Origin of the sequence: Methanosphaera cuniculi, assembly GCF_003149675.1 — an archaeon.
Lineage (GTDB): Archaea > Methanobacteriota > Methanobacteria > Methanobacteriales > Methanobacteriaceae > Methanosphaera > Methanosphaera cuniculi.
In genome coordinates this window covers 1-22,898 of the sequence record NZ_LWMS01000015.1, presented here as the reverse complement: position 1 = coordinate 22,898, position 22,898 = coordinate 1, and the positions used below count along the sequence as shown (strand labels likewise).

Sequence of the window (22,898 nt, the reverse complement as noted above, 5' to 3'; positions counted from 1 at the left end):
ATATTATATATATTATAGAAAAATTATTATTTTTATAAATAACTCATATAAATATAAAGAAAAAATATTTTTTATTTACAAAAAAAAGATTTTAGGATAATAATTTTCATTACTTTATTAAGGAAAAAAAAATAATTTAACAATTAAAAAATTCAAAAAATAACACAATTGAAATTACTTTGGAGGAATTATTATTACAGATATGATGTGTGGACTTGAAATCCACGTACAATTAGATACCAACTCAAAACTATTTTGTAGCTGTCCTACAAACTACCAAGACGCACCAAACAACACAAACATATGTCATGTATGTTTAAACCAACCAGGAGCAAAACCATATCCACCAAATCAATATGCAATAGATAATGCAATAAAAGTAGCATTAATGCTAGGATGTGACATCTCAGAAGAAGTAATCTACTTTATGAGAAAACACTACGATTACCCTGACTTATCAAGTGGATATCAAAGAACAAGCGTACCTGTAGGAATAAATGGAGAACTAAACGGTGTAAGAATACATGAAATACACGTAGAAGAAGATCCAGGACAATACAAACCAGACAGAGGAACAGTAAACTTTAACAGATCAGGAATAGCACTAATTGAGATTGTAACAGAACCAGATATGAAATCCCCAGAAGAAGCACGTAACTTCCTAAATGAACTAATCCGTGTACTAAACTACAGTAGATGTGCAAGAGGAGAAGGTACAATGCGTGCAGATGTAAACATCTCAATTGAAGGTGGAAAAAGAGCAGAAGTAAAAAATGTAAACTCAATAAGAGGAGCATACAAAGTACTTAAATTCGAACTCATCAGACAAAAAAACATATTACGTCGTGGTGGAGAAGTACAACAAGAAACACGTGCATACCTTGAATCTCAGATGATCACAGTACCAATGAGATTAAAAGAAGATGCAGATGATTATCGTTACATACCAGATCCTGATCTTCCACCAATACTTATAGACCCTGCACATGTTGAAGAAATCAGAGAAAACATGCCAGAACCTGCACATCTTAAAACCATAAGATTTGTAGAAGAATATGGAATTGATGAATCAGATGCAAAAGTACTAACATCAGAATTAGAACTAGCAGATGCATTTGAAGAAGTAGCAAAAGTTGCAGATCCAAAAACAGCAGCTCGTCTAATGCGTGATGAACTAAAACGTGTACTTCACTACAACAAAATAAACTTTGCAGATAGTCAAATAACACCAGATGACATCATAGAATTAATAGAACTAATAGATACAAAACAAGTAACACCAGAAGCAGCACATAAATTAATTGAACAAATGCCAAACAATTCTAAATCACCAAAAGAAATAGGAAAAGAAATGGATATTATTGGTGTTGTAGAAGATGATCAAATCGAAAATGCAATTAATGAAGCAATCGAAAACAATCCAAGTGCAATAGAAGATTACAAAAACGGAAAAGAAAATGCTGTAAACTTCCTAGTAGGACAAGTAATGAGACTAACTAAAGGAAAAGCAAATGCAGGACAAACAAACCAACTAATCCGTGAAAAACTAGATCAGCTATAAACTTCATCACCCCTTATACCTTTTACTTTTTTTATATATGTAAAAATGTAAAAAATAAAAAAAAGAGAAGGAAAAAGAATAATATTTAGAATTATAAAGAAGGTATGAATATTATGAGTGAATCCACAAAAAAAGTAAAAGACTACATGACAAAAAACGTTATAACAGTAACACCAGACATGCCAATAACAGAAATAAAAAATATAATCAAAAAAACAGGACATGATGGATTCCCAGTAGAAAAAGACAATGAAATAGTCGGAATAATCACAGCATCAGACCTCCTAATACGAGATATAACACCTACTGTTGAAGGAATGATGTCAGATGATATTGTAATAGCAAATGAAGAACTATCAATAAATGATGCATCACGTGTAATGTTTCGTCTAGGTATATCAAGATTACCAGTAACAGATGAAAACCATAAAGTACTTGGAATAATAACAAACACAGACATACTACGAAGTCACATAGAACGATCAACACCAGCAAAGGTAAGTCAATTTAGAAAAACACTTGAACAACTATATAACATAAAAACTTCACTAACCAAACAAAAAGTTCCAATAAAAAGCTTACAACCAACACAAGATAGAGTATATGCTGATGAACTACAAGGAAGAACATATGAAATAGAACGAGGACTAGCTGAACCTATTATTGTAGTTGAAAAAACAGATGGAAAATACCTAGTAGTAGATGGACATCATCGTCTAGTAGCATGTTATGAAATGGGAAAAGATGAATTAACAGCAAATGTAATAAAACTAGATAAAAACATAAAACTAGGAATAGAAAAAACTGCAGAAAACAATGGAATATTCACAATAGATGATATAAATATAATATCAGATGCACAACATCCACTAATTGCAATAACAGGAAGTCTACGTGACAAAAATACAGCAATAAAATAAAAGGAGGAATTAAATAAAATGCCAAAAGATGACATAATACGAGAAGTATATAATACATTAGTTGAACGTAAAGAAAACCCATCAGATTCATACACATCAAAACTAATGCAAGATTCAGATAAAAAAGCAGAAGATAAAATACTTGAAAAATTAGGTGAAGAAGCAACAGAAGTAATACTAGCATCAAAAAATAGTGAAGATCTAGTACATGAATCAGCAGATTTAATATTCTTCATACTAGTAGATCTAGTATATAAAGGAATTCCACTTGATGATGTGTTTGATGAGTTAATAAGCAGACACAAATAAAAGTTTTAAACTATAACCACCCTCTTTTTTTTACAAACATTTTTTTTTATGAAAATTTTTTTAGGATATGAATTTTATATATAATAATATAGAAAAGAATTTAATATTTTTTTGAGGTAATTTACTTTGTTTTATAATAATCGACGAATATTATTTTTACCAGCAGTAATTTCATTTATCATAGCTCTTCTCCTGGTTTTAAAGTTTAGTTTTCCTATTTCATGGGATGTTTATTACCATATTCACATGGCTGATTTATATATGTCAAATGGTCTTGTTTTCTGGGATTACTTAACTGTTGCACCAGCAGGTAGACTTATCATGTATCCACCATTGTTTCACTTATTTTTAGCAGGAATTTCATGTATTACTGGTTTATCATTAAAAGATGTGTGCGTTTTACTTGAGCCTTTCTTTACATTTATACTTGTTGGTATTATAACATACATGGCATATAGATTATTTGATAATGTTAAATATGGATTTTTTACAGGTCTTTTTAGCATGATTTGTTTTGCCACATTTAATCGTGGAGTTATATGCACACCTGCAACTATTACAATGGCATTTATGATTATTTGTTGTGTAATGTTTTACATGGGATTTAATGATAATAAATTAAAGTATGTTTTAATATCTGCTGTATCACTTGGTTTAATTGCAAATCTTCATATGGCAACATTTATCATAACATGTGGAGTTATAGGATTATATGCAGTAGTACAACTTATAAGAGGGAAAATTAACATAAAATACTTACTTGTATTTATTATAGTATCATGTATTATTGCACTTCCATGGTGGATTTATGTAGAAATTAAGTATGGATTATTTTTTAATTCTCTTGGTGGAAATCCACTCCGCTTTGATGAATTTCTAGCTAAATATTTTGGTATAATTCCTACTATATTTATGATAATTGGTGTGTATTTTTTACTTAAAAAAAGAAGTGAAAAATCATTATTCTTACTACTATGGGCATTTTCAATTGTCTGTGTAAGTCAGGTAGTATACTTTGGAGTTCAAACAGTTTCAATAAGAATACTTGAAATAAGTGCATATCCTCTGGTATTTATAGCAGGATATGGTTTTATGCAAGTTATTGGAAAAATAACAAATAAAAATTATAAAAAAATAGTCATTATACTACTACTTATCTATGCAACATCTACATCAATGGCATATACAGATTCATATACACCAGAGTTACTAACACCTGATGAAAACGATATTATGATTCTTCCAGATAGTATTCATATGGTTTTAGATCCAGTGGGAAGTACATATAAACCATCTATAATATCATCACGATATGGAAATTCTACTCTTGCACATGATAGATATGATGTAATGGAATGGTTCACTAATAATACAGATCATAAAATTGCTGTATGTGAAGATTCAATACTTGATACAATCATTGTCTCAACAAGCAGAACACCAGTAATATATGGAGGATTTACAGAAAGTATACCTGAATATGTAGTTGATCCTGTTCATATAATAGAAAATCATTCAACAGTAAATGAATTACATGACTTAAACATAGAATATTTAGTATTAAATCATGATACACCAATACCTTTCTATGCTAAGTGTGTGTATGAAAATAGTAATTATAAAATTTGTAAAATAAATATATGAATTATTTTAAGGTAAAAAAAAATAATATCTAAATTAATCTCCTTCTCTTTTTTTTATTAATAAAATTATGTTTATATATTTTTTATTTGATAAATTCATATTAACAAAAAGTTTTTTTTGAAACTATCCCCTTTTTTTTACACAAATATTTAAGGAGAAATTAATTTTCATATGAATAAAAAAACAATAATATATATTATTTTTGCTTTCATAATTATAGGTGGAGCATATATCTTAAATGATACATTTACAGATACTATTGATTCTGATACATCAATGGTTATATCTGTATGTACAGGTGATATGCGTGCACTTGAAGTAGGAGTTAGTGGATATTGTGCAGTTAATAATATACCACTTATACTATCTGACATTCATATACCTGATGAAATAAGTACATGGCTACCTGATTATATTAAAGAAAATAATGTTAAAAAAATTACAATTGTAGGTCCTATTGATTTTAGTGAAGTTATAAATCTTAAAATGATGGGAGTTAATGTTAAAGTTGTTAATGGAAGATCAATACCCCAAATATTAACACGTCTTACATCATCTTATAATACAACTCCTAAGTCTGTTATAATCACATCATCAGATCCTCTAGCAGCACATCTTGGATCTTATATGAAAGTTCCTGTATTTGTTACAGCATCTAATAAATCATATGAATCAAGTGAATATCTACATTCAAGTTATATGAATTATCTTAAAAATAATAATATATCACATGTAACAATTGTAGGATCACTTCCTATGACACTTAAAGATCAACTTCATGAATCTAATATTACATATGAAGAAATAACAGGATCTGATTCTGTTGAGTTAAGTTATAATGTAAATAATAAAATTAAATCACTTGGATATCTTAATAATTCAAGAAGTGTTTATTATGGTTTTTATGGAGAGTTAGCATCAGCAGTACCACTATGTTATGCTAATAATGCTATGCTAATTGAAGATTCATCAAACATGGGAAAAACAAATGAATACTTAAAAGATAATAATATAACAGACATCTATTTTATGCGTAATGCTAAGTCTGATTATATTATGATGGAAGAAGAAGATTATATATCATCAAGTATTATAAAATCACTTGAGGATGATAATTTTAAATTACATTTTATGACCAATAATAGAACTTTAGATGAAGCAACAGGATTATATGATGTACGAATAAATTCAGCCCAAAAACATGAAACAAATAATATACATGTTGAAAATCTACAACCACAAAAAATTAATACACCACCATTACTTGAAATATTAAATCATACAAAAATACGTGATTCAAATAATATAACAGCAAACATAACACAACAAAACACAACCACATTTAAGATAGAATATAGTAGCATACATCCATATACATATACTATGATTGATAATAACACATATCATATTACATCAAATGGTGAATATGAATACATATACCAGAAAAATAACAATACATGGCATGTATCATACATCCATAACAATACAACCTACTATAATACAACATGGATGATAAACAATAACAATAGTATAACAGAAATACAAGATAACACAAAATTCACTTGGTATAAAAATCAGGATATGTGGATATGTTACCTTAATAATACACCAGTATATACAATAACACTAAAATAAAATAAAAAAAAAAGAAAAATTTAAAATTAAAACTATAATAGAATTAAAACATAAAAATTAATAACATATACATTATAAGAAAAAAAAACTTTTATAAAAATATTTAAGGAGAATTTCATTACTATGAAACAATTATTTGGAACATTTGGTGTAAGACGTGTAGCAAACACAGTACTCACACCAGAATTTGCATCAGAAATAGCAGCAGCATATGGAACAAAAGTACAAGGAACAATAGCAGTAGGATCAGACCCAAGAACATCATCAGAAATGATAAAACACGCAGTAACAGCAGGACTACTATCAGTAGGATGTAACGTAGTAGACCTTGGAATGCTACCAACACCAGCACTACAATATGCAGTACGCAACTACTATGATGGTGGAATAATGATAACAGCATCACATAACCCACCAAAATACAACGGACTAAAACTACTAGATTCAGATGGAATAGGAACACCAGATGAACTAGAAGAACAAATAGAAGATATCTACTTTAACAAAAAACAAGAACGCGTAACATGGGATAAAATTGGAAAAGCATACAAACGTGACATAATAGATGAATACATTGATGAAGTACTAAAACGCGTAGATGTAGAAGCAATACGTGATGCTAACCTAAAAGTAGTACTAGATTGTGGCTCAGGGGCAGCATGTGATACAACACCATACATTATAAGAAGACTTGGATGTGATCTTACAACACTCAACTGTCAACCAGATGGAGCATTCCCAGGACGAAACCCAGAACCAACCGAAGAAAATCTAGGAGATCTAATGGCTGTAGTAAAAGCAACAAATGCTGATATTGGATTTGCACATGATGGAGATGCAGATAGAACAATATGTATTGATGAAAATGGAGACTTTGTATTTGGTGATAAATCATTTGCACTAGTTGAAAAAGCAATGCTTGAAAAAAATAATGGTGGAAAAATTGTAACAACAGTAGCAACAAGTAATGCAATAGCAGACATTGCACTCCAAAATAATGGAGAAATTATCCTAACACGTGTAGGAGATCTTGTTGTAGCACGTAAATTACAAGAAGTTGATGGACTCTTTGGAGGAGAAGAAAATGGTGGATTAATCTTCCCTGACTTTGTATATGGACGTGACTCTGGTCTTGCAACAGCAATGATACTTGAAATTCTAGCAAAAACAAAAAAACCACTATCAGAACTAATAGATGAACTTCCAACATACTATTCTGAAAAAATGAAAGTAGAATGTCCAGATGATAAAAAACAATATGTAGCTGATAAAATCCTTGAAGATACAACAGACTATGAAGTAGATACAACAGATGGTGTTAAAATAATAGATGGAGACTCATGGATCATCATAAGACCATCAGGAACCGAACCAATATATCGATGTTTCTCAGAAGCTACAACACCAGAAAAAGCTCAAGAACTCGTAGAATGGGGAATAGGATTAATAAATAAACACCTAGAATAAAAAAATAATTTTAAAATTATCTACCTCCCCACCTTTATTTTATTTTTTTTATATACAACTAGTTTAAATAAGTTCATATAATATTTAAACCTACTTATTAACTTAATTAAAAAAAAAATGAAATCTATTTAAAATTCAATAAATTCATTAAAAAAAAGATTCATAATCTATTAAAATTTTTTTTCTAAAAAAAAAATAAATGGTTAAATTGCAAAGTTATGAGGGAAAATTAAATATTAAACCAAAAAATTATTTTTTTTTAGAGAAAATAAAGAGTAATAAAGGAAAAATAAAATCCTTAATTTTTTTAGGATTTAAAAAAAAAGATTAGGTAACTAAAAAAAGTTTTGAAATATATTATTAGATAAATGAGTAAATTATTTAATTATAAAGTGAATTTTTTTGCATATTTAAGTATTTTTATTATTTCACATATAATAAAAAATATAATGAAGAGAATAAAAGTTTCTTTCTTAATTATTTTATTAACTTTTTAGTTGTTTGTTTTTTAATAAAATAGATTTAGAAGATAAATTTTCTCTTCATAATTTTTTTCTTCTTCAAAAAAAATAAATAGGTAAATTGGGGGGAGGAGATTCTATTTTTTTTGTACTTCATTCATAAATCTGTTTTTTATCATGGATGGAGTTAGAGGTATTATTGGTGCATCACTATTTCCTGGTTTTACTTTTATCTGAATAAATACTGGTCCTTTTATATCTTTATATTTACTCATATCTATATCAGCTGTAGTTTCTCTAGCATCTATATAGTAAACTTCTTTAAATCCTATTGCTTCAGCTATTTTTGATAGGTTTATATCTGATGAGTATGTTTTCTGAGAACCTGTTGATCCATATGCTTCATTGTCAATTAATGCAATGATAAGATTTTCAGGATTTTGAGCATATATAGTAACTAGTTCTCCAAAGTTCATAAGAAGTGATCCATCACCATCAATTGCAATTACTTTTCTAGGATTATCATTAATTTCAAGTGCCATAGCAAGACCTAATGCTATTGGTGTTGCCATTCCCATAGATCCTGACATATAGAATGTTTCATTTTTATCTTCTATTCCATATAATTCACGTGATGGAAATCCTATATTTGATACTATTAGTTCATCATCTACTGTTTCTACTATTTTTTTTATTGCATCATATCGTTTCATTATTCATCTACACTCCTCTTCCAGTAGTTTATATCAAATAGCAATGCTATTGGTTCTTCAGATATATATGCTAAATCCCATGTTTGTTTAACAATTTTTTCTGATTCATTTGGATTATCAACTTTAATATAACGTATATCAAGAGAATCAAATACTTTTGTTGTAGCTTTACTCATAGGTACTTGTCCATATACACCTTCTCCTAATGTACCTCTATGACTTATTATAATTAGTATTGGGAAGTTGTATAGTTTTATGAGAGAAGCTAATACATTTACACTATTTCCAAGTCCTGAATTTTGCATGAGTATTGCAGGTTTCATGCCTCCCATATATGCTCCTGCACATATTCCAAATCCTTCTTCTTCACGTGTTACTGGTATATGTTTAATTTCTGGATCTTCATCCACTAGATTTAGTAGTTTTTTAAGATTTGCACATGGAACACTTACTATGAAGTTTATTCCTGCATCTTTTAGTCCTTGATATATTACATCTGTACTGTCCATAACTTTAAATTCCACCTATTTGCTTATTTTTTTAATTAAAATTATTTTTTTTTATGATTTTATTTTTTTTTCTATTTTTCTTTTTACAATTCATATTTTTATAATATTCATGTAATATAAATTTATGAAATTTTTTTTTTAGAAGAAAAAAAAAGTATATCTAGAATTTACTTTTGTAGAAAAGTAATTTAAAAAATTAGTATTTAAAAAGAATGTATTGGGAGAGGAGGTTAATTATTTTTTTTTAGAATTTTATTCTTCGAAGTATTCTGTTATATCAAGATCTTTTGCTTTTGCAATATCTGTTAGTTGTTCATATAATACTTTATCAATTTCTATTCCATTTTCATAGTTTGTTGCTATGTTTTGAACTTCACGATCTCCTGGTACTACTCCATTTTGTTCGCGTATTTCTCGTACAAATTGGTCAACATAGAATTTAAATTGCATTGAACCTGCGAAGAATTCTGGATCTATTACAATTAGTAAATCTCCTTTTGTACATTCAACACCAGGTGTTGCTGTTCCTTTTACTCCTTCTCCAAATGCTGCTGCTACTAGTGGTCCTGCTAATATTTCAAACATGAATGCAAGTCCATATCCTTTAAATCCACCAAATGGTAAGATTGATCCTTCTAGTCCTGCTTCTGGGTCTGTTGTTGGTTTTCCATCTTTATCTAGTGCCATACCTTCTGGTAATTCTTCACCTTTACGTTTTGCTTCAAGTAGTTTTCCACGTGCTGTGATACTTGTTGCCATGTCAAGACAGATGTAGTTGTTTATATCATCTGATGGTATGCTTATTGTTATTGGGTTAGTTCCAAGAAGTGCTTTATTACCACCAAATGGTGCTATTGCTGGTTCTGTGTTTGATATTACAATTCCAATCATATCTTGGATTGATGCAAGATCAGCATAGAATCCTGCTATTCCATAATGATTACTATTATGTATTCCTACAACACCTACTCCTGTTTCACTTGCTTTTTTAATAGCAAGATCCATTGCTTTTACAGTTACGTAGTGTCCAAATTTGTGATTTCCATTTATTAGTGCAGTTGATGGAGATTCTTTTTCTATTTCATAGTCACCATCAGTTTTTATTGTTCCTGCTTCTATACTTTTTATGTACTGTGGGAATCTTCCAAGTCCATGAGTTGAAAATCCTTTAAGATCACCATCTGTTATTACTTCAGCTACAATTGTTGCTTCTCGTTTTTCTACACCATATGCTTGTAGGATTTCTTCAATTAACTTTGTTTCATTATCAATACTTAATTTCAAGTTCAAACACCTCTTATAATTCTATTTGTTGATTATCATGTGTTGTTAGGATAACACGATTTTCTGGATCTTCTTTTATGTGTCCAATTATTTTTGCTTCATGATACTTATTTAGTATTTCAAGTGCTTTATCTGCATATTCTTTATCCAGTATTACTGCAAATCCTACACCCATATTAAATACATGATACATTTCAGCATTATCTATACCAGTTTTTTGTATTTCTTTAAATACTGCAGGTAATTTTATTAGATCATCAATAACATAGGTCATGTTTTTGTTTAATCGTTTAAGGTTACTAAATCCTCCACCTGTTATGTGTCCTAGTCCATGTACTTGTATATCTTTATGGCTTAATAAATCCATGATTGGTTCTACATATATTATTGTAGGTTCAAGTAGTGCTTCACCTACTGTAATACTTGGATCTTCAGGTAGTGGGTCATCTACTTTTAAATCTGCAATTTCAAGTAGTGCTTTACGTGCAAGACTTAGTCCATTACTGTGTACTCCACTACTTGCTATTCCTATGATAACATCTCCATCTTTAATTTCTGATCCTGTTATGATGTCATCTTTATCTACCATTCCTATTCCTGTTCCTGCAAGGTCGAAGTCTTTTATGATTTTTGGTAGTGATGCTGTTTCTCCTCCAATCATTGCTATTTTTGATTGTTTACATCCTTCTTTAAGTCCTTTTCCTATTTGTTTTGCAACTTCAGGATCTGGTTGTTCTACAGCTAGGTAGTCTACCATTGCTATTGGTTCTGCTCCTACACATAGGATGTCATTTACAACCATTGCAATACAATCGATTCCCACTGTATCAAATTTGTTCATAAGATTTGCGATTAGTATTTTACTTCCAACACCATCTGTACTCATTGCTATTGCTTTGCTACCAAAATCTACTAGTGCTGCAAAGTGTCCAGCATTTTTTATAATATTTCTATAATCATTTGTTTCTGCTAATTCTTCGGTTAAGGCACGTACAGTTTGTTCTTCTAAACTGATGTCAACACCTGCTTCGGAATATGTAACCATTATAATTCACCAAAATATAGTTAATTTGTTTTATTTACTTTTTTTTTTAATATTTCTCTTATCTTTTTAGATTTTATTAAAAAAAGGGGGATATGTTGATAAAAGAGTATTGAAATTACTCTTTTTTTTGTATGATAAGATAAGAAAAATATTATATTATCTAATATATACTATCTTTTTTTTAGTTGTTAAATATTATTTATTTTTTTTTATTTATTGTAGTCTTGTTGTTTCAAGATTCATTGGGGTTTTTGTCTCAATTTTATATGATCTGTAGATACTACTTGCAAGGTCTAATGCTTTATATGCATCTCCGTGACATACGAGTATTTTATCAGGTTTAGGTGATAGTTTTCGTACATATTCCATGAGTTGTTTACGATCACTATGTCCTCCAAATCCATCTACTGTTACTACTTTTAAGTTAACATTGTATAATTCTGTAACACCGTTGGTTTCTAGTGGTATTTCATCAAATCCTTTCTGGATACGACGTCCTAGAGATCCTTCTGATTGGTATCCTACAAATATGATTGAATTGTTTGAATCTTCACATAGGTTTTTGAAGTATTCAACTGAGTTTCCACCTGTTAGCATACCTGATGTTGATAGTATTATACATGGTTCTTTACTATCTATGAGTCTTTGTCTTTGTTCGTTGTTTGTTACTTTTTTAAATACTTCTGATGTGAATGGGTTTTTACCAATATGGAATATTTGATCACGTAAGTCTTTACTTAAGAATTCTGGATGTGCTGTGTGTATTGCTGTTGCTTCCCATATCATTCCATCTATGTATACTGGTACATCTTTTAGTATTCCATGATTTATGTATTCTTCAAGTACTATCATTATTTCCTGTGCACGTCCTACTGCAAATACAGGAATTAGTACTTTTCCTCCACCATTTAGTGTACTGTATATTGATTTAATTAATTCTTTTTCTGCTGTGTTACGTGTTGGTGTTACATCTTCATGTCCACCATAAGTACTTTCCATTACCATTGATTCAATTCTTGGGAATCTTGAAACTGATGGTTCAAGAAGTCGACTTTTTTCATTTTTAAAGTCTCCTGTATATACAAAGTTATGTTTTCCATCTCCAATGTGAAGGTGTGCCATTGCAGATCCTACAATGTGTCCTGCATTATGAAGTGTTAATCTTATATCAGGTGATATGTCTGTTACTTCTCCATAATCAAGAGTAATTGTTTTATTTAATGCTTCTTTTACATCTTTTATGTTAAATGGTAGTGGTTTATCTTCACGATGTGAAATATCAAGGTGGTCTTGTTGTAGTAGTGTTGTTACATCACGTGTTGGTGTTGTACAATATACAGGTCCTTCATATCCATAATGGTATAAGTATGGTATGAATCCTGAATGATCAAGGTGTGCGTGTGTTAATATTACAGCATCAAGGTCATTTAGGTTAAATTCTGGTACATTAAGGAATGGGAATGCTGTTTTATCATCTACACCTGCAACGTTTACTCCACAATCAAGTAGAACTTTACTATTTGGTGTTTGTAAAAATAGACATGATCTTCCAACTTCTCTAAATCCACCAAGAGATGTTAGTCTTACCCAGTCATTATCAAAGAGTGCTTCTCTATGAATTCTTTTTCCTAGTTTTTGGAGGAATTTTTTTCTTTCTTTACTATTTTTTCTTAGAGATAATCTTATTTTTCTAATTGTTTCAGAATTTATTGGTGGTGTTCTTAATATTTTTGGTGCCCATCCGGTTTGTTTTACAATTTCACGTGATGTTGTACCATATTTTCCTATTACAAGACCTGGTTTTTTAGATTCTATTATTACTTCACATGTTACATCATCAAATGATATGTCAGTTATTTCTGCATCTGATGGTACGATTTCCTCGATTTTTTCTATTGTTTCTGTTGGTGGTGTTAGAACTGATTTATCTGATCTTATAATTATTCTTTTTCTTGTATCTTTTGCTAGCTCTCGTATTATGTTTCCATTGTCTTTTATTATTTCAGGATTTTTTGTGTATATTACAACTTCAGGTCCTTCAAATTCAACTTTTGCAAGTTTTACTTTTTCAGGTAATCGTTCGGTGATTTTTTCTGTGATTTCTTTTATCATATTACTCATTATATATCACACTCCAAAATGTCTCTTTATTTTGATGCTAAAATGCTTCTCTTTTTTTAGTAACTACTTTTTTTTGTGAATTCTTTTTTTTTTAAATAAAAATGTGTTTTTTAAGTTTTTTTTTCTTCTTTTTTGGTATTGATTTTAAAAAAAATAATTTTATATAATTTATAAAAAAAGTAAAAAATTATTGTTTATTTATTTTTTGGATAAATATTTTTTTTAATTTTTCTTATTGTTTCCACTTATTGTCTTTTTTTTGGTTTTCAATAGTCTTTTTTTTTTATTATTAGATGTTATTGAATATTTTAATTGTAAATTAAATGTTTGGTAAAAAAAAGAAACTATGATTTTTTTTTGTATTATATTTTTTTTCGTGTTTTACTTTTTTTTCTATGCTTATATTATGATTGTTAATTAATTGATTTTGATTACTTGTAATTATTTTTATTTTCTTTTTTTTTTGATTTCTTAGGATTTTTTTTTAGTATTATTAATTCATATGAAAAATAAATAGAGTAAAATTGTTGTTTTTTTTATTCCCATAAATTATAATTCTAGTATTATTTAGGGGAGTTTTTGTATGAATTAACAAAGTTTATTTGTCTATTACATTCTTTTTTAAAGATTAATTTTTTTTTATAAATAAAATTTATGTAAAATAATAAATACAAGATTTTTTATCTTTTTTTATTTAGTTTTTAAACATATTTTATTAATAGGAATATGTTCTATTTTTTCAAAAAGAAATTTTCTTATATTTTTTTTGATTAAAAATAAATGTAATAATTTTAAAAATAATTATATTATAGTTTATTTTAACTTATATATACTTTTTTATACAAAAATGCTAAAATTTTAGTATTAAGAGGTTAATTAAAAAAAGGAAGGTTAAGAAATTGAGGATTTTTTTATTAAAATAAATAATTTTTTATATCCTCAATGTTGATGTATTTTTTTTATAATTGTTCTTTTAAAGCTTCAATTTCTTCTTTTGTATATACTTTCATTCCATCTTCTGTAATGGTTGCAAGTCTGTATCCATTACCTGAGTATACATCACGTTCCATTGCTGCTGTTATTGCACGAATTGCTACAAATCTTCCTTCATCAACTGTTAAATTTTCATTGTATCTATCTTCAAGTACCCCAAATGCGAATGGTGATCCTGATCCTGTTGATGTGCATGTATCTTCAATGTAGCTTCCACTTGGATCTAGTGAGTAGAGTTTTGGTCCTGTTTTATCTACTCCTGCAATGATTGTTTGTACCATGTATGGTCCTGATTTGAGGATGTTACTTGTTAATACAGCTAGTGATTCCATGCTCATATCTTTATCATTTTTAAGTTTGTAGAGTGAAATTTCAGCTTTTAGTAAGTCCATGAGTGATTGTGCGTGTGATACTGTTCCTGCTATTGTTGCTCCTATTTTATCATCTAATTGGTATAACTTGTTTACAGCTTTGTTTGCAATTAATGATCCCATGGTTGCTCTTGTTTCTGTTGCTAGTACTACTCCGTCTGTGCATACAAATCCGATAGTTGTTGTTCCTTTCATGTTTTCATTTTGATTCATATTATCTTATACCTCATGTAATTGTTTTATTATTATCTTTTTTTTTATTCTTAGGGTTTTTAGAAGTTAGTATAATTAATTTTATTATATTATTTTTTTTTTCAATTGTTTATTATTATATACATTCTTTTTTCATCTTATCATGTAAAAATGAAATGTTTCTTTAAATTTATTCTTAATTTAATATTTCTTTTTTTATAACATTTTTTCATTTTTTTTAATTAATAACATTTTTTTTGTAAATTAAAAGTAAATTTAATGTTGATTTTATTTAGTACATGATTTTATTTTTATTGATTTTGTATTTTTATTATATGTTTTCTATATATTATATATTATGTTATCTTTATATAACTTTTTGTTATTAAAAGTTTGGATTAAAAAATAATGAATATATTATCTATAAAAACAGTATTAATTCTTGTATGAAATTATAATAGAAAAGAGTTTAAAAGGAGGTGAATTTAGATAAAAAATAGTAAAGATTAAACTTTTATATTTTTTATTCATCCATGTATTTATTTTTAATTTCTTCAGCAATTTTCATGAATTCTTTTGCAGCATCACTATCTGGGTCTGCTTCTACTATTGGTTTTTCAAGTTTATCAGCAGATTCAGATACAGCTGTTCTAAATGGAAGTTCACCTAAGAAGTCAATTTCCATAGCTTCTGCAAATTCTTTTCCTTTATTTTCTCCGAAAAGATTTACTTTTTTACCACAATCAGGACATTCAAAGTATGCCATATTTTCAACAAGACCTATATTTTCAATATTAAGCATTCTTGTCATTGATACACATTTAAGTACATCTTCTTCTGATACAGAACTTGGTGTTGTTACCATTACAGCAGCATCCAAATTTTGAATTGTTTGAAGAACTGTTAGTGGTTCATCTCCTGTACCTGGTGGGTTATCAAAGATCATTACATCTATATTTCCCCATGCAACATCTGAGATTAATTGTTTAATTGCACCAGTTTTTTGAGGTCCTCTCCAAATTACAGGTGATGCATTACTATCAAGTAAAAATGCCATTGATGCTACTGATATTCCATTTTCAGTTTCTACAGGTACAAGTTTGTTTCCTTTTACATCAAGTTTTTTATCTTCAATACCAAGCATTTTTGGTACATTAGGTCCGTGAATATCTACATCAAATAATGCTGTTTTAAAGCCCATTTTATTAAATGCTTCAGCAAGATTTACTGCTACTGTAGATTTTCCTACTCCACCTTTTCCACTCATAACTGCAACTTTATATTTAATATTATTAAGATTACGTGTTATGTTTATGTTTTGTTCCATGATAGCTTTTTTATCTTCATCAGATAATTCAGCTCCATGTCCATGACCATGTTCGTGTGCCATAATATCTTTTATCTCCTAGATAATATTTTTTTTTATAATTAATTTTAAATTATTTTATAATAATTTTTTAATAACTTTTATAATTCATTTTATCTTTTAGATTATGATTATTTTTTATTTTTTTTTTCATGTCTTATCTTCAATATTATATTCTTTATATAATAATCTAATTTAATGAATTTATATTTAAAGATGAAAAATTACTTTTTATAATTTATCATAATTAATAATTAAATTTCTTTCTATATTATAAAATTATATGAATATGTATCTTATATATTAAACTATTATTTTTACTAAAAAATATAAAACTAAAAAGAGTCTATAAATTAAAAAAATCAAAAAACAAGCAATAAACACGAACTATTTTACTAAAATAAAATATTTCTCAAAAAAAAAGTTTTATATGGATGATAAAAAAATACATCATCCTATTTATATTATTGAACTTTCAGGATAAATTTTAATTAATGTACTACCATCAAATACTTTTGATTGTTTAATATCAGCAACATCACCAAGACGATATCCTTCAACTTCAACATTTGCAATTTTTTCATGATATTCGTCATATGGAAGTTTTACACGTACACCATCAAGTTGACTTACAATAGGCATTGGTGCTACAATCTCTGCAATCTCTGGAATTTCACGTTCTAGCATAATTTTAACAATTACAGGTGATACTATAAGAGGATCTTCTTCAAGAAGTTCTCTTTGTTTTTTAATTAAATCTTCAGCTGTTTCTGCAAGATTACGTAATGCTCGTATATTTTCTCCACGTTTAAGTCTATATGGTATACGTCCAAATCCTGGAACATATGCTTCACAGCTAAGCTCCTCAGCTGTAAGATCTGTAGGTGAACCTGTTACAATTACTGGAATATCAAGATCTTCAAAAAGGAATTTTTTTGTTCTTATACAATCTGAAAAACTTCCAAGAGTAAATACAGCTAAGTCATGTTCTTCTGCAATGTCTTTTTCACGTTTACTTATCTGTGATATTCCTTTTCCTGCTCCCCGTGCTAGTCCTATCATGTTAGTTTTTGTTCCATAACGTCTTAGATATTCTGCAATATCACATGATGCGTGAGGTAAGTGTTGATGTGCAAGTGTTGGTGCTATTACTGCTATTTCTGTACTTGCAAGAGGTGAAATTTCTACATCTCCTAATAGTTCTTTTGCTTTTTGTTGTATTTTATCAATATCTTCTTCTGGAACTGCTATTGTTATACTTATATCCACTTGTGCTTTATTTTTCTGAAGAATAAAGCCACCAAGATCTTCAATTAACTCTTCCATTTCATAGTGTTTGTGAACTCCACCGGTATATGTCATTGTTGCATACATAATTTATTCTCCAATAATTCATATCTTGATTTTAAACGTTTAATTATATTAGGTGATACATTCTTATGTGATGAAACTACAATTGTATTATCTGTTAATTTAACATCATTCATATAATCAGGTACTACAATATAATCATAATCTTCATCAGTTATCTGATATCCCATATCAGCAATTGTATCTTTTAAAAAATTACTATAAACCTTAACTTTAATATTACATCGTTTAGCTTTATTTTGATTATTTAATTGTATTAAATCATAAATCTCATCAACACGTTTTACGTCAACTTGTGTGTTAAATTCATTTTTTAATGTCATAATACTATTATATAATTGTGTAAAACTGTTAAGCTTAACAGGAATCTTATCAATATCACACTTAGTTTCTGAAAGTGTAATAACAACATCTGCATCCTTTATCTCATTTGGCATAACTACATTGTAATCATTTATTCCTGCAATATCAAGTAAGTCTTTACACATTGGTGTTGTTATGATTTTCATAATAATCAAATAATCCTACATTATATTTTTTTATTTTTTTTTAAAATTTGATAAGTTACTATATTATATATTCTATAATAATTATAATACTTATGATTATATTATTTAATAAATAAATTATGTATATTAAAGAAAAAAATTTTATTTTTTTTAAAATCAATGAAAAAATAATAAATTTTAACACAAAAAAAGGCAATACCCTCTTAATACTTTATGTATGTGATAACAATGAATGAAGAAGAAAACACAAATGATGAAAACATAAAGAAAATATTTATGAAACCACCAATAATACACTTTAAAAAACCTGAAAATCTCAATGAAATAACACTACAAACACAAAAAAAAGATGATGATCAAATAATACAATCAACAGATACAATCAAAACAACAGATGATATGATTATTGATGAAACTGAAAAAATAGCAGATGATGAAGAACAACTATATCCAATAGCAGAACCATCACTTGAAATTATAGGAACCGCACACATATCAGATGAATCAGTAAAATCAGTACGTGAGATGATCTATGAAAAAAGACCTGAAATTGTAGCAATAGAACTTGACATGGGAAGATACCAATCATTAATGGATGAAAAAAATGGAATTAAACATGAAGAAAAATTTGATCTTAAAACATTTCTACAATCATCCAACATAACAATTACAATAGTATCAGCACTACTAAGTCACATGCAAGCTAAAATGGGAGATGAAGTAGGAGTAAAACCAGGATCTGAAATGCTTGAAGCAATAGAAATAGCACAAGAAGTAAATGCTGATGTTGCACTAATTGATCGTAGTCTTAAAACAACACTTCAAAGAACAATAAATGCAATGACACTACGTGAAAAACTAAAATTTGGATGGTCTCTTTTAAAATCACTCTTCATGGAACAAGAAGATACAGAAGAATTTAAAGAAGAAATAGAAGAACTCAAACAAGATGAATTAGTCGAAGAAGCAATGGAATACTTCAAAGAAGCATCACCAGGTGGATATAATGCACTTGTACATGAACGTGATGCATACATGGCATATTATCTTAAAAGTCTTGAAGATAAAAATGTAGTAGCTGTAGTAGGTGCAGGACATCAAAGTGGAATAAGAAAATACTTATCCCAGCCGGAGACGATACCCCCCATTGATGAGCTTAATTACATCAAAGAAAAGAAAATCTCAATAATGCAAGTTATACTCTACTTAATTCCTGTAATATTTATACTAATATTTATCATGGCATATATTAATGGAATTAATATTGAAGGAGGACTTATGAACTACCTTATATTTGCAGGAGGAGGAGCATTTCTAGGATCTATTATTTGTGGATCTAAAGTAAAATCAGCTTTTGTAGGTATGATAATGGCACCAATAACAACACTACATCCACTACTTGCTGCTGGATGGTTTTCAGGACTAGTTGAGGGAAAAGAACGAAAAGTAGGATTTGATGATCTATCAGCACTTCCTAAATGTGAATCATTTAAAGAACTATGGCATAATAAACTATTTCGTGTAATACTAGTAGTTTTAGGTACAAATTTAGGTGCAACAATAGGAGTTCTATGTATAATAAACAATGTATTCTGGCCATACTTACAGGTAATATTTGGAATATAAAAAAAGGTAAGATAAAAAAATTTTAATGAAAAAAAAAGTTTATAAAAGGAGAAATGTGTAAATATGTCATATCTTATTTATCGTTGTGATTGTGGACGTGTATTATATTCAAAAGATACAACAAAAACAAAAAAATGTCCATGTGGAAAAACATTTGATGTTAAAAAAAGACGAATACTAAAAAAAGCAGAAACAATAGCTGATGCAACAGCTGAAGTTCAAAAGATGCAAGAAGAAATATATGGGGGTGTATGTTTTAAAACAGCAAATGAACTATGAAAGCATCTTTTTAATTTCATCAGTCATACGACATGCATTACATGGACTTTGGGCTGTAGCTTGATTGCATATTTCACACATACAAAGTTCAACTTCAGATTGTTTTTGTGTAAATGTTTTTTTAAATGAATTGAAAATATTTTGTTTTATTCCTTTTTTTTCTTCTTCTAACATGTTTAAAAACATTTTAATATCAGCACGTAGAGAGGTTTGTGAATATGGACATTCCATATCATGAATTTCAATATCATTTATCACACACCAAAGTCCTACATCTTTTTCAGGTAATTGCCATAATGGTTTTATTCTTGGAGTCATTTTTGGATGTATTCGTTTAAGTTTAGGTCCAAATTTTGAAAACTTATTTTGATCATTACGTGCAAATGTCATGAGAAATGATTGTATTTCATCATCCAGGTTATGTCCTGTTGCAATTTTATCAGCACCTTGTTCATCTGATATTTTATTAAGCAGATAACGTCTATATACTCCACATGGCATACATGTACTTTTATATAGATCTGATATTTCATCAAGATCATATCCCCATGTATCTTTAAATGAATGAACAATTAGTGGTATGCCTAGTTTTTTTGTATTTTCTTTTGCTGATTTTATACCATCATTTCTATATCCTGCTATTCCTTCATCTATACATACAGCTTTTAGTGTGAAGTTAATATCTGATTTTTGTTGATATGAATGTAGCATGTTAAGTGTTAGTATACTGTCTTTTCCACCTGATACTCCTATCATTATATTATCACCATCTTCAATAAGATTATATTCAGATATTGTGTTAAAGACGTTATCTTCTACATATTTGTTAAATTCATCTTTATCTATTTTCATAATTTTTACCTTTAAAACATCACATTACTTTTTTTTTAGAGAAAAATTTTTTTTTATTAGTTTTATTTTTTAATTATTTTTAAAAGAAAAAAAGAGGGTGTGGATGTGTTTTTAGGTGGGGAAGTAAATAATGAAATATTACATCTTTTTTTTTATTGTAATAATTCTTCTGATCCTTTTTTAATTACATCTACTATTGTATCAAGTTCTTCTTGTGTTAATGATGGATGTACTGGTATTGATATTACTTGACTTGCTGCAAGTTCAGCTTCAGGACAGTCTCCTTTTATTCCTTGGTTTACGTAATATGGTTGTTTGTATAATACAATAGGGTAGTGTATTCCTGTTCCGATTCCATTTTCTGTAAGGTAATCTTTAAATTCATCACGTTTATCTGCAACACGTATTGTGTATTGGTGGAATACATGTTTTACATCTGGTGCTGTGTATGGTGTTGTTATTCCTTCAACATCTGCTAGTTGTTCTGATAGGAAGTCTGCATTTGCTATTCTTTGATCATTAAATTCATCTACATGTTTTAATTGTATACGTCCGATACTTGCTGCAATATCTGTCATACGGTAGTTGTATCCGAGTATATCATGTTCATATCTTTTACTTTCACCATGTGCACGTATCATACCTGATTTTTCAGCTAACTCATCATCATTGGTTGTAACCATACCACCTTCACCAGTTGTCATGTTTTTAGTTGGATAGAAACTGAAACAGCCAAGATCTCCAATACTTCCAATTTTATGTCCTCTGTATTCTGCTCCGTGTGCTTGTGCTGCATCTTCAATTAATTTAAGATCATTCATTTCTGCTATGTCAACCATTGGTGCAAGATCTGCAGGTTGTCCATAGAGGTGTACAGGTAGTATTGCTTTTGTTTTATCTGTTATTTTATCTTCTATTTCTGATGGATTTAGGTTGAATGTTTTAGGATCTATATCTGCAAATACTGGTGTTGCTCCTGTATAGAGTATTGAGTTTGCTGTTGCTGCAAATGTAAATGGTGTTGTTATTACCTCATCACCAGGTCCAATTCCTGCTGCTAGTAATGCTGTGTGTAGTGCTGTTGTACCTGAACTTGTTGCTATGCCGTGTTTTGCTTCTGTGTAGTTTGAAAATTCTTCTTGGAATTTTTCTACTTGTTGTCCTTGTGCTAGCATTCCAGATTTTAATACTTCTACTACTGCGTCTATTTCTTCATCAGTTATGATTGGTTTTGCGATGTTTATCATAAAAATTTCCTCTAATTTTTTATTTCTAAAATTAATAATTAAAATAAAGATAGAAAAGAAAATAATTTTCTCATATAAAATAAAAATTTAGATCATTATATCAATATACTAAGATATTCATGAAAAAACTATTATTTTTTTTTTATACCTACTATATTTTTTTTATAATAATTTTTCATTTAATCTTTTAAGTTATTGTTTTATTTAGTTTTAATAATCTTTTTTTTTCTTTTCTCATAATTTTTTGTTAAATTATATAATAATTATAAAATATTTTCCCAATTATAGTATTAAAAAAAAATTCTTTCTTTTAATACATTTTTATTTAGTAATTTATTTTTCAACTAATTCTATGAAAGAGTCTCTAATTTAATATTTTATTTTTAAGTTATATTAATATATAGATATAATAAAATTTTTAAC

The 22,898-nt window shown here is 28.3% G+C and carries 19 protein-coding genes; 8 read left to right on the top strand and 11 right to left on the bottom strand.

The genetic code is table 11. The features are described from left to right. Window positions 1-202 precede the first annotated feature (202 nt). From gatB to glmM, 6 genes are all read left to right on the top strand, one after another. Entirely contained in the window at window positions 203-1,561 is a 1,359-nt protein-coding gene (gatB, locus tag MSCUN_RS03100) for an Asp-tRNA(Asn)/Glu-tRNA(Gln) amidotransferase subunit GatB (protein ID WP_095609392.1), read from the top strand. 113 nt (window positions 1,562-1,674) lie between these two features. Beyond that, entirely contained in the window at window positions 1,675-2,481 is an 807-nt protein-coding gene (locus tag MSCUN_RS03095; protein ID WP_095609393.1) for a CBS domain-containing ParB/RepB/Spo0J family partition protein, read from the top strand. An 18-nt stretch (window positions 2,482-2,499) separates the two neighbouring features. Beyond that, on the top strand, window positions 2,500-2,790 hold the full coding sequence (hisE, locus tag MSCUN_RS03090) for a phosphoribosyl-ATP diphosphatase (protein ID WP_095609394.1): 291 nt from the start codon (window positions 2,500-2,502) through the stop codon (window positions 2,788-2,790). Window positions 2,791-3,036: 246 nt separating this feature from the next. Beyond that, window positions 3,037-4,434 (top strand): ArnT family glycosyltransferase, encoded by a 1,398-nt coding sequence (locus tag MSCUN_RS03085; protein ID WP_095609395.1) that lies wholly within the window; start codon window positions 3,037-3,039, stop codon window positions 4,432-4,434. Between the two features lie 171 nt (window positions 4,435-4,605). Continuing rightward, on the top strand, window positions 4,606-6,069 hold the full coding sequence (locus tag MSCUN_RS03080; protein ID WP_095609396.1) for a hypothetical protein: 1,464 nt from the start codon (window positions 4,606-4,608) through the stop codon (window positions 6,067-6,069). 123 nt (window positions 6,070-6,192) lie between these two features. After that, the gene (glmM, locus tag MSCUN_RS03075) at window positions 6,193-7,536 is read left to right on the top strand and encodes a phosphoglucosamine mutase (RefSeq protein ID WP_095609397.1); all 1,344 of its coding nucleotides are present in this window, start codon (window positions 6,193-6,195) and stop codon (window positions 7,534-7,536) included. A gap of 598 nt (window positions 7,537-8,134) precedes the next feature. Here the strand turns inward: glmM and comE are convergent. From comE to MSCUN_RS03030, 9 genes are all read right to left on the bottom strand, one after another. Next, complete coding sequence (gene comE / locus MSCUN_RS03070) at window positions 8,135-8,710, bottom strand: sulfopyruvate decarboxylase subunit beta (RefSeq protein WP_095609398.1); 576 nt, start codon at window positions 8,708-8,710, stop codon at window positions 8,135-8,137. Next, window positions 8,710-9,219: a sulfopyruvate decarboxylase subunit alpha gene (comD, locus tag MSCUN_RS03065; RefSeq protein ID WP_095609399.1), complete on the bottom strand. Its 510-nt coding sequence runs from the start codon at window positions 9,217-9,219 to the stop codon at window positions 8,710-8,712. Before comD ends, comE begins: the two co-directional genes overlap by 1 nt. Before the next feature lie 252 nt (window positions 9,220-9,471). After that, on the bottom strand, window positions 9,472-10,503 hold the full coding sequence (gene comC / locus MSCUN_RS03060) for an L-sulfolactate dehydrogenase (protein WP_095609400.1): 1,032 nt from the start codon (window positions 10,501-10,503) through the stop codon (window positions 9,472-9,474). A 13-nt stretch (window positions 10,504-10,516) separates the two neighbouring features. Beyond that, window positions 10,517-11,548 (bottom strand): phosphoribosylformylglycinamidine cyclo-ligase, encoded by a 1,032-nt coding sequence (gene purM / locus MSCUN_RS03055; RefSeq protein ID WP_095609401.1) that lies wholly within the window; start codon window positions 11,546-11,548, stop codon window positions 10,517-10,519. A 213-nt stretch (window positions 11,549-11,761) separates the two neighbouring features. Further along, complete coding sequence (locus MSCUN_RS03050; RefSeq protein ID WP_394338966.1) at window positions 11,762-13,660, bottom strand: beta-CASP ribonuclease aCPSF1; 1,899 nt, start codon at window positions 13,658-13,660, stop codon at window positions 11,762-11,764. A gap of 968 nt (window positions 13,661-14,628) precedes the next feature. Beyond that, window positions 14,629-15,246 carry an archaeal proteasome endopeptidase complex subunit beta gene (gene psmB / locus MSCUN_RS03045; protein WP_095609403.1) on the bottom strand — a complete coding sequence of 206 codons (618 nt, stop codon included), beginning with the start codon at window positions 15,244-15,246 and terminating at the stop codon, window positions 14,629-14,631. A 502-nt stretch (window positions 15,247-15,748) separates the two neighbouring features. Next, window positions 15,749-16,615 carry an Mrp/NBP35 family ATP-binding protein gene (locus tag MSCUN_RS03040; protein ID WP_095609404.1) on the bottom strand — a complete coding sequence of 289 codons (867 nt, stop codon included), beginning with the start codon at window positions 16,613-16,615 and terminating at the stop codon, window positions 15,749-15,751. A 435-nt stretch (window positions 16,616-17,050) separates the two neighbouring features. Beyond that, the gene (locus MSCUN_RS03035) at window positions 17,051-17,965 is read right to left on the bottom strand and encodes a methanogenesis marker 7 protein (RefSeq protein ID WP_095609405.1); all 915 of its coding nucleotides are present in this window, start codon (window positions 17,963-17,965) and stop codon (window positions 17,051-17,053) included. Then, window positions 17,950-18,471, bottom strand: coding sequence for a hypothetical protein (locus MSCUN_RS03030; RefSeq protein WP_095609406.1), 522 nt, complete (start codon window positions 18,469-18,471; stop codon window positions 17,950-17,952). The genes MSCUN_RS03035 and MSCUN_RS03030 overlap by 16 nt, the downstream gene beginning before the upstream one ends. A 228-nt stretch (window positions 18,472-18,699) precedes the next feature. On the opposite strand from MSCUN_RS03030, the gene MSCUN_RS03025 reads away from it, so the two are divergent. Together MSCUN_RS03025 and MSCUN_RS03020 are read left to right on the top strand one after the other, a co-directional pair. After that, window positions 18,700-20,097 carry a TraB/GumN family protein gene (locus MSCUN_RS03025; protein WP_245837680.1) on the top strand — a complete coding sequence of 466 codons (1,398 nt, stop codon included), beginning with the start codon at window positions 18,700-18,702 and terminating at the stop codon, window positions 20,095-20,097. 63 nt (window positions 20,098-20,160) lie between these two features. Then, window positions 20,161-20,376 (top strand): DUF1922 domain-containing protein, encoded by a 216-nt coding sequence (locus MSCUN_RS03020; RefSeq protein WP_095609407.1) that lies wholly within the window; start codon window positions 20,161-20,163, stop codon window positions 20,374-20,376. On the opposite strand, the gene MSCUN_RS03015 is transcribed toward MSCUN_RS03020, so the two are convergent. Further along, window positions 20,371-21,231, bottom strand: a complete 861-nt coding sequence (locus MSCUN_RS03015; RefSeq protein ID WP_394338967.1) for a TIGR00269 family protein — start codon at window positions 21,229-21,231, stop codon at window positions 20,371-20,373. The two genes, MSCUN_RS03020 and MSCUN_RS03015, sit on opposite strands and share 6 nt — an antisense overlap. A gap of 149 nt (window positions 21,232-21,380) precedes the next feature. Then, window positions 21,381-22,475, bottom strand: coding sequence for a DegT/DnrJ/EryC1/StrS family aminotransferase (locus tag MSCUN_RS03010; RefSeq protein WP_095609409.1), 1,095 nt, complete (start codon window positions 22,473-22,475; stop codon window positions 21,381-21,383). Between the last annotated feature and the right edge of the window lie 423 nt (window positions 22,476-22,898).

Bases quoted from the DNA above. Each gene is read 5' to 3' on its own strand.
- MSCUN_RS03095 (WP_095609393.1), top strand. From the start codon at position 1,675: ATGAGTGAATCCACAAAAAAAGTAAAAGACTACATGACAAAAAACGTT.
- MSCUN_RS03030 (WP_095609406.1), bottom strand. From the start codon at position 18,471: ATGAAAATCATAACAACACCAATGTGTAAAGACTTACTTGATATTGCA.
- MSCUN_RS03040 (WP_095609404.1), bottom strand. From the start codon at position 16,615: ATGGCACACGAACATGGTCATGGACATGGAGCTGAATTATCTGATGAA.
- psmB (WP_095609403.1), bottom strand. From the start codon at position 15,246: ATGAATCAAAATGAAAACATGAAAGGAACAACAACTATCGGATTTGTA.
- MSCUN_RS03085 (WP_095609395.1), top strand. From the start codon at position 3,037: ATGGCTGATTTATATATGTCAAATGGTCTTGTTTTCTGGGATTACTTA.
- comE (WP_095609398.1), bottom strand. From the start codon at position 8,710: ATGAAACGATATGATGCAATAAAAAAAATAGTAGAAACAGTAGATGAT.
- glmM (WP_095609397.1), top strand. From the start codon at position 6,193: ATGAAACAATTATTTGGAACATTTGGTGTAAGACGTGTAGCAAACACA.
- MSCUN_RS03025 (WP_245837680.1), top strand. From the start codon at position 18,700: ATGAATGAAGAAGAAAACACAAATGATGAAAACATAAAGAAAATATTT.
- MSCUN_RS03020 (WP_095609407.1), top strand. From the start codon at position 20,161: ATGTCATATCTTATTTATCGTTGTGATTGTGGACGTGTATTATATTCA.
- MSCUN_RS03035 (WP_095609405.1), bottom strand. From the start codon at position 17,965: ATGTATGCAACAATGACATATACCGGTGGAGTTCACAAACACTATGAA.
- gatB (WP_095609392.1), top strand. From the start codon at position 203: ATGATGTGTGGACTTGAAATCCACGTACAATTAGATACCAACTCAAAA.
- comD (WP_095609399.1), bottom strand. From the start codon at position 9,219: ATGGACAGTACAGATGTAATATATCAAGGACTAAAAGATGCAGGAATA.
- purM (WP_095609401.1), bottom strand. From the start codon at position 11,548: ATGGTTACATATTCCGAAGCAGGTGTTGACATCAGTTTAGAAGAACAA.
- MSCUN_RS03080 (WP_095609396.1), top strand. From the start codon at position 4,606: ATGAATAAAAAAACAATAATATATATTATTTTTGCTTTCATAATTATA.
- MSCUN_RS03010 (WP_095609409.1), bottom strand. From the start codon at position 22,475: ATGATAAACATCGCAAAACCAATCATAACTGATGAAGAAATAGACGCA.
- MSCUN_RS03050 (WP_394338966.1), bottom strand. From the start codon at position 13,660: ATGATAAAAGAAATCACAGAAAAAATCACCGAACGATTACCTGAAAAA.
- hisE (WP_095609394.1), top strand. From the start codon at position 2,500: ATGCCAAAAGATGACATAATACGAGAAGTATATAATACATTAGTTGAA.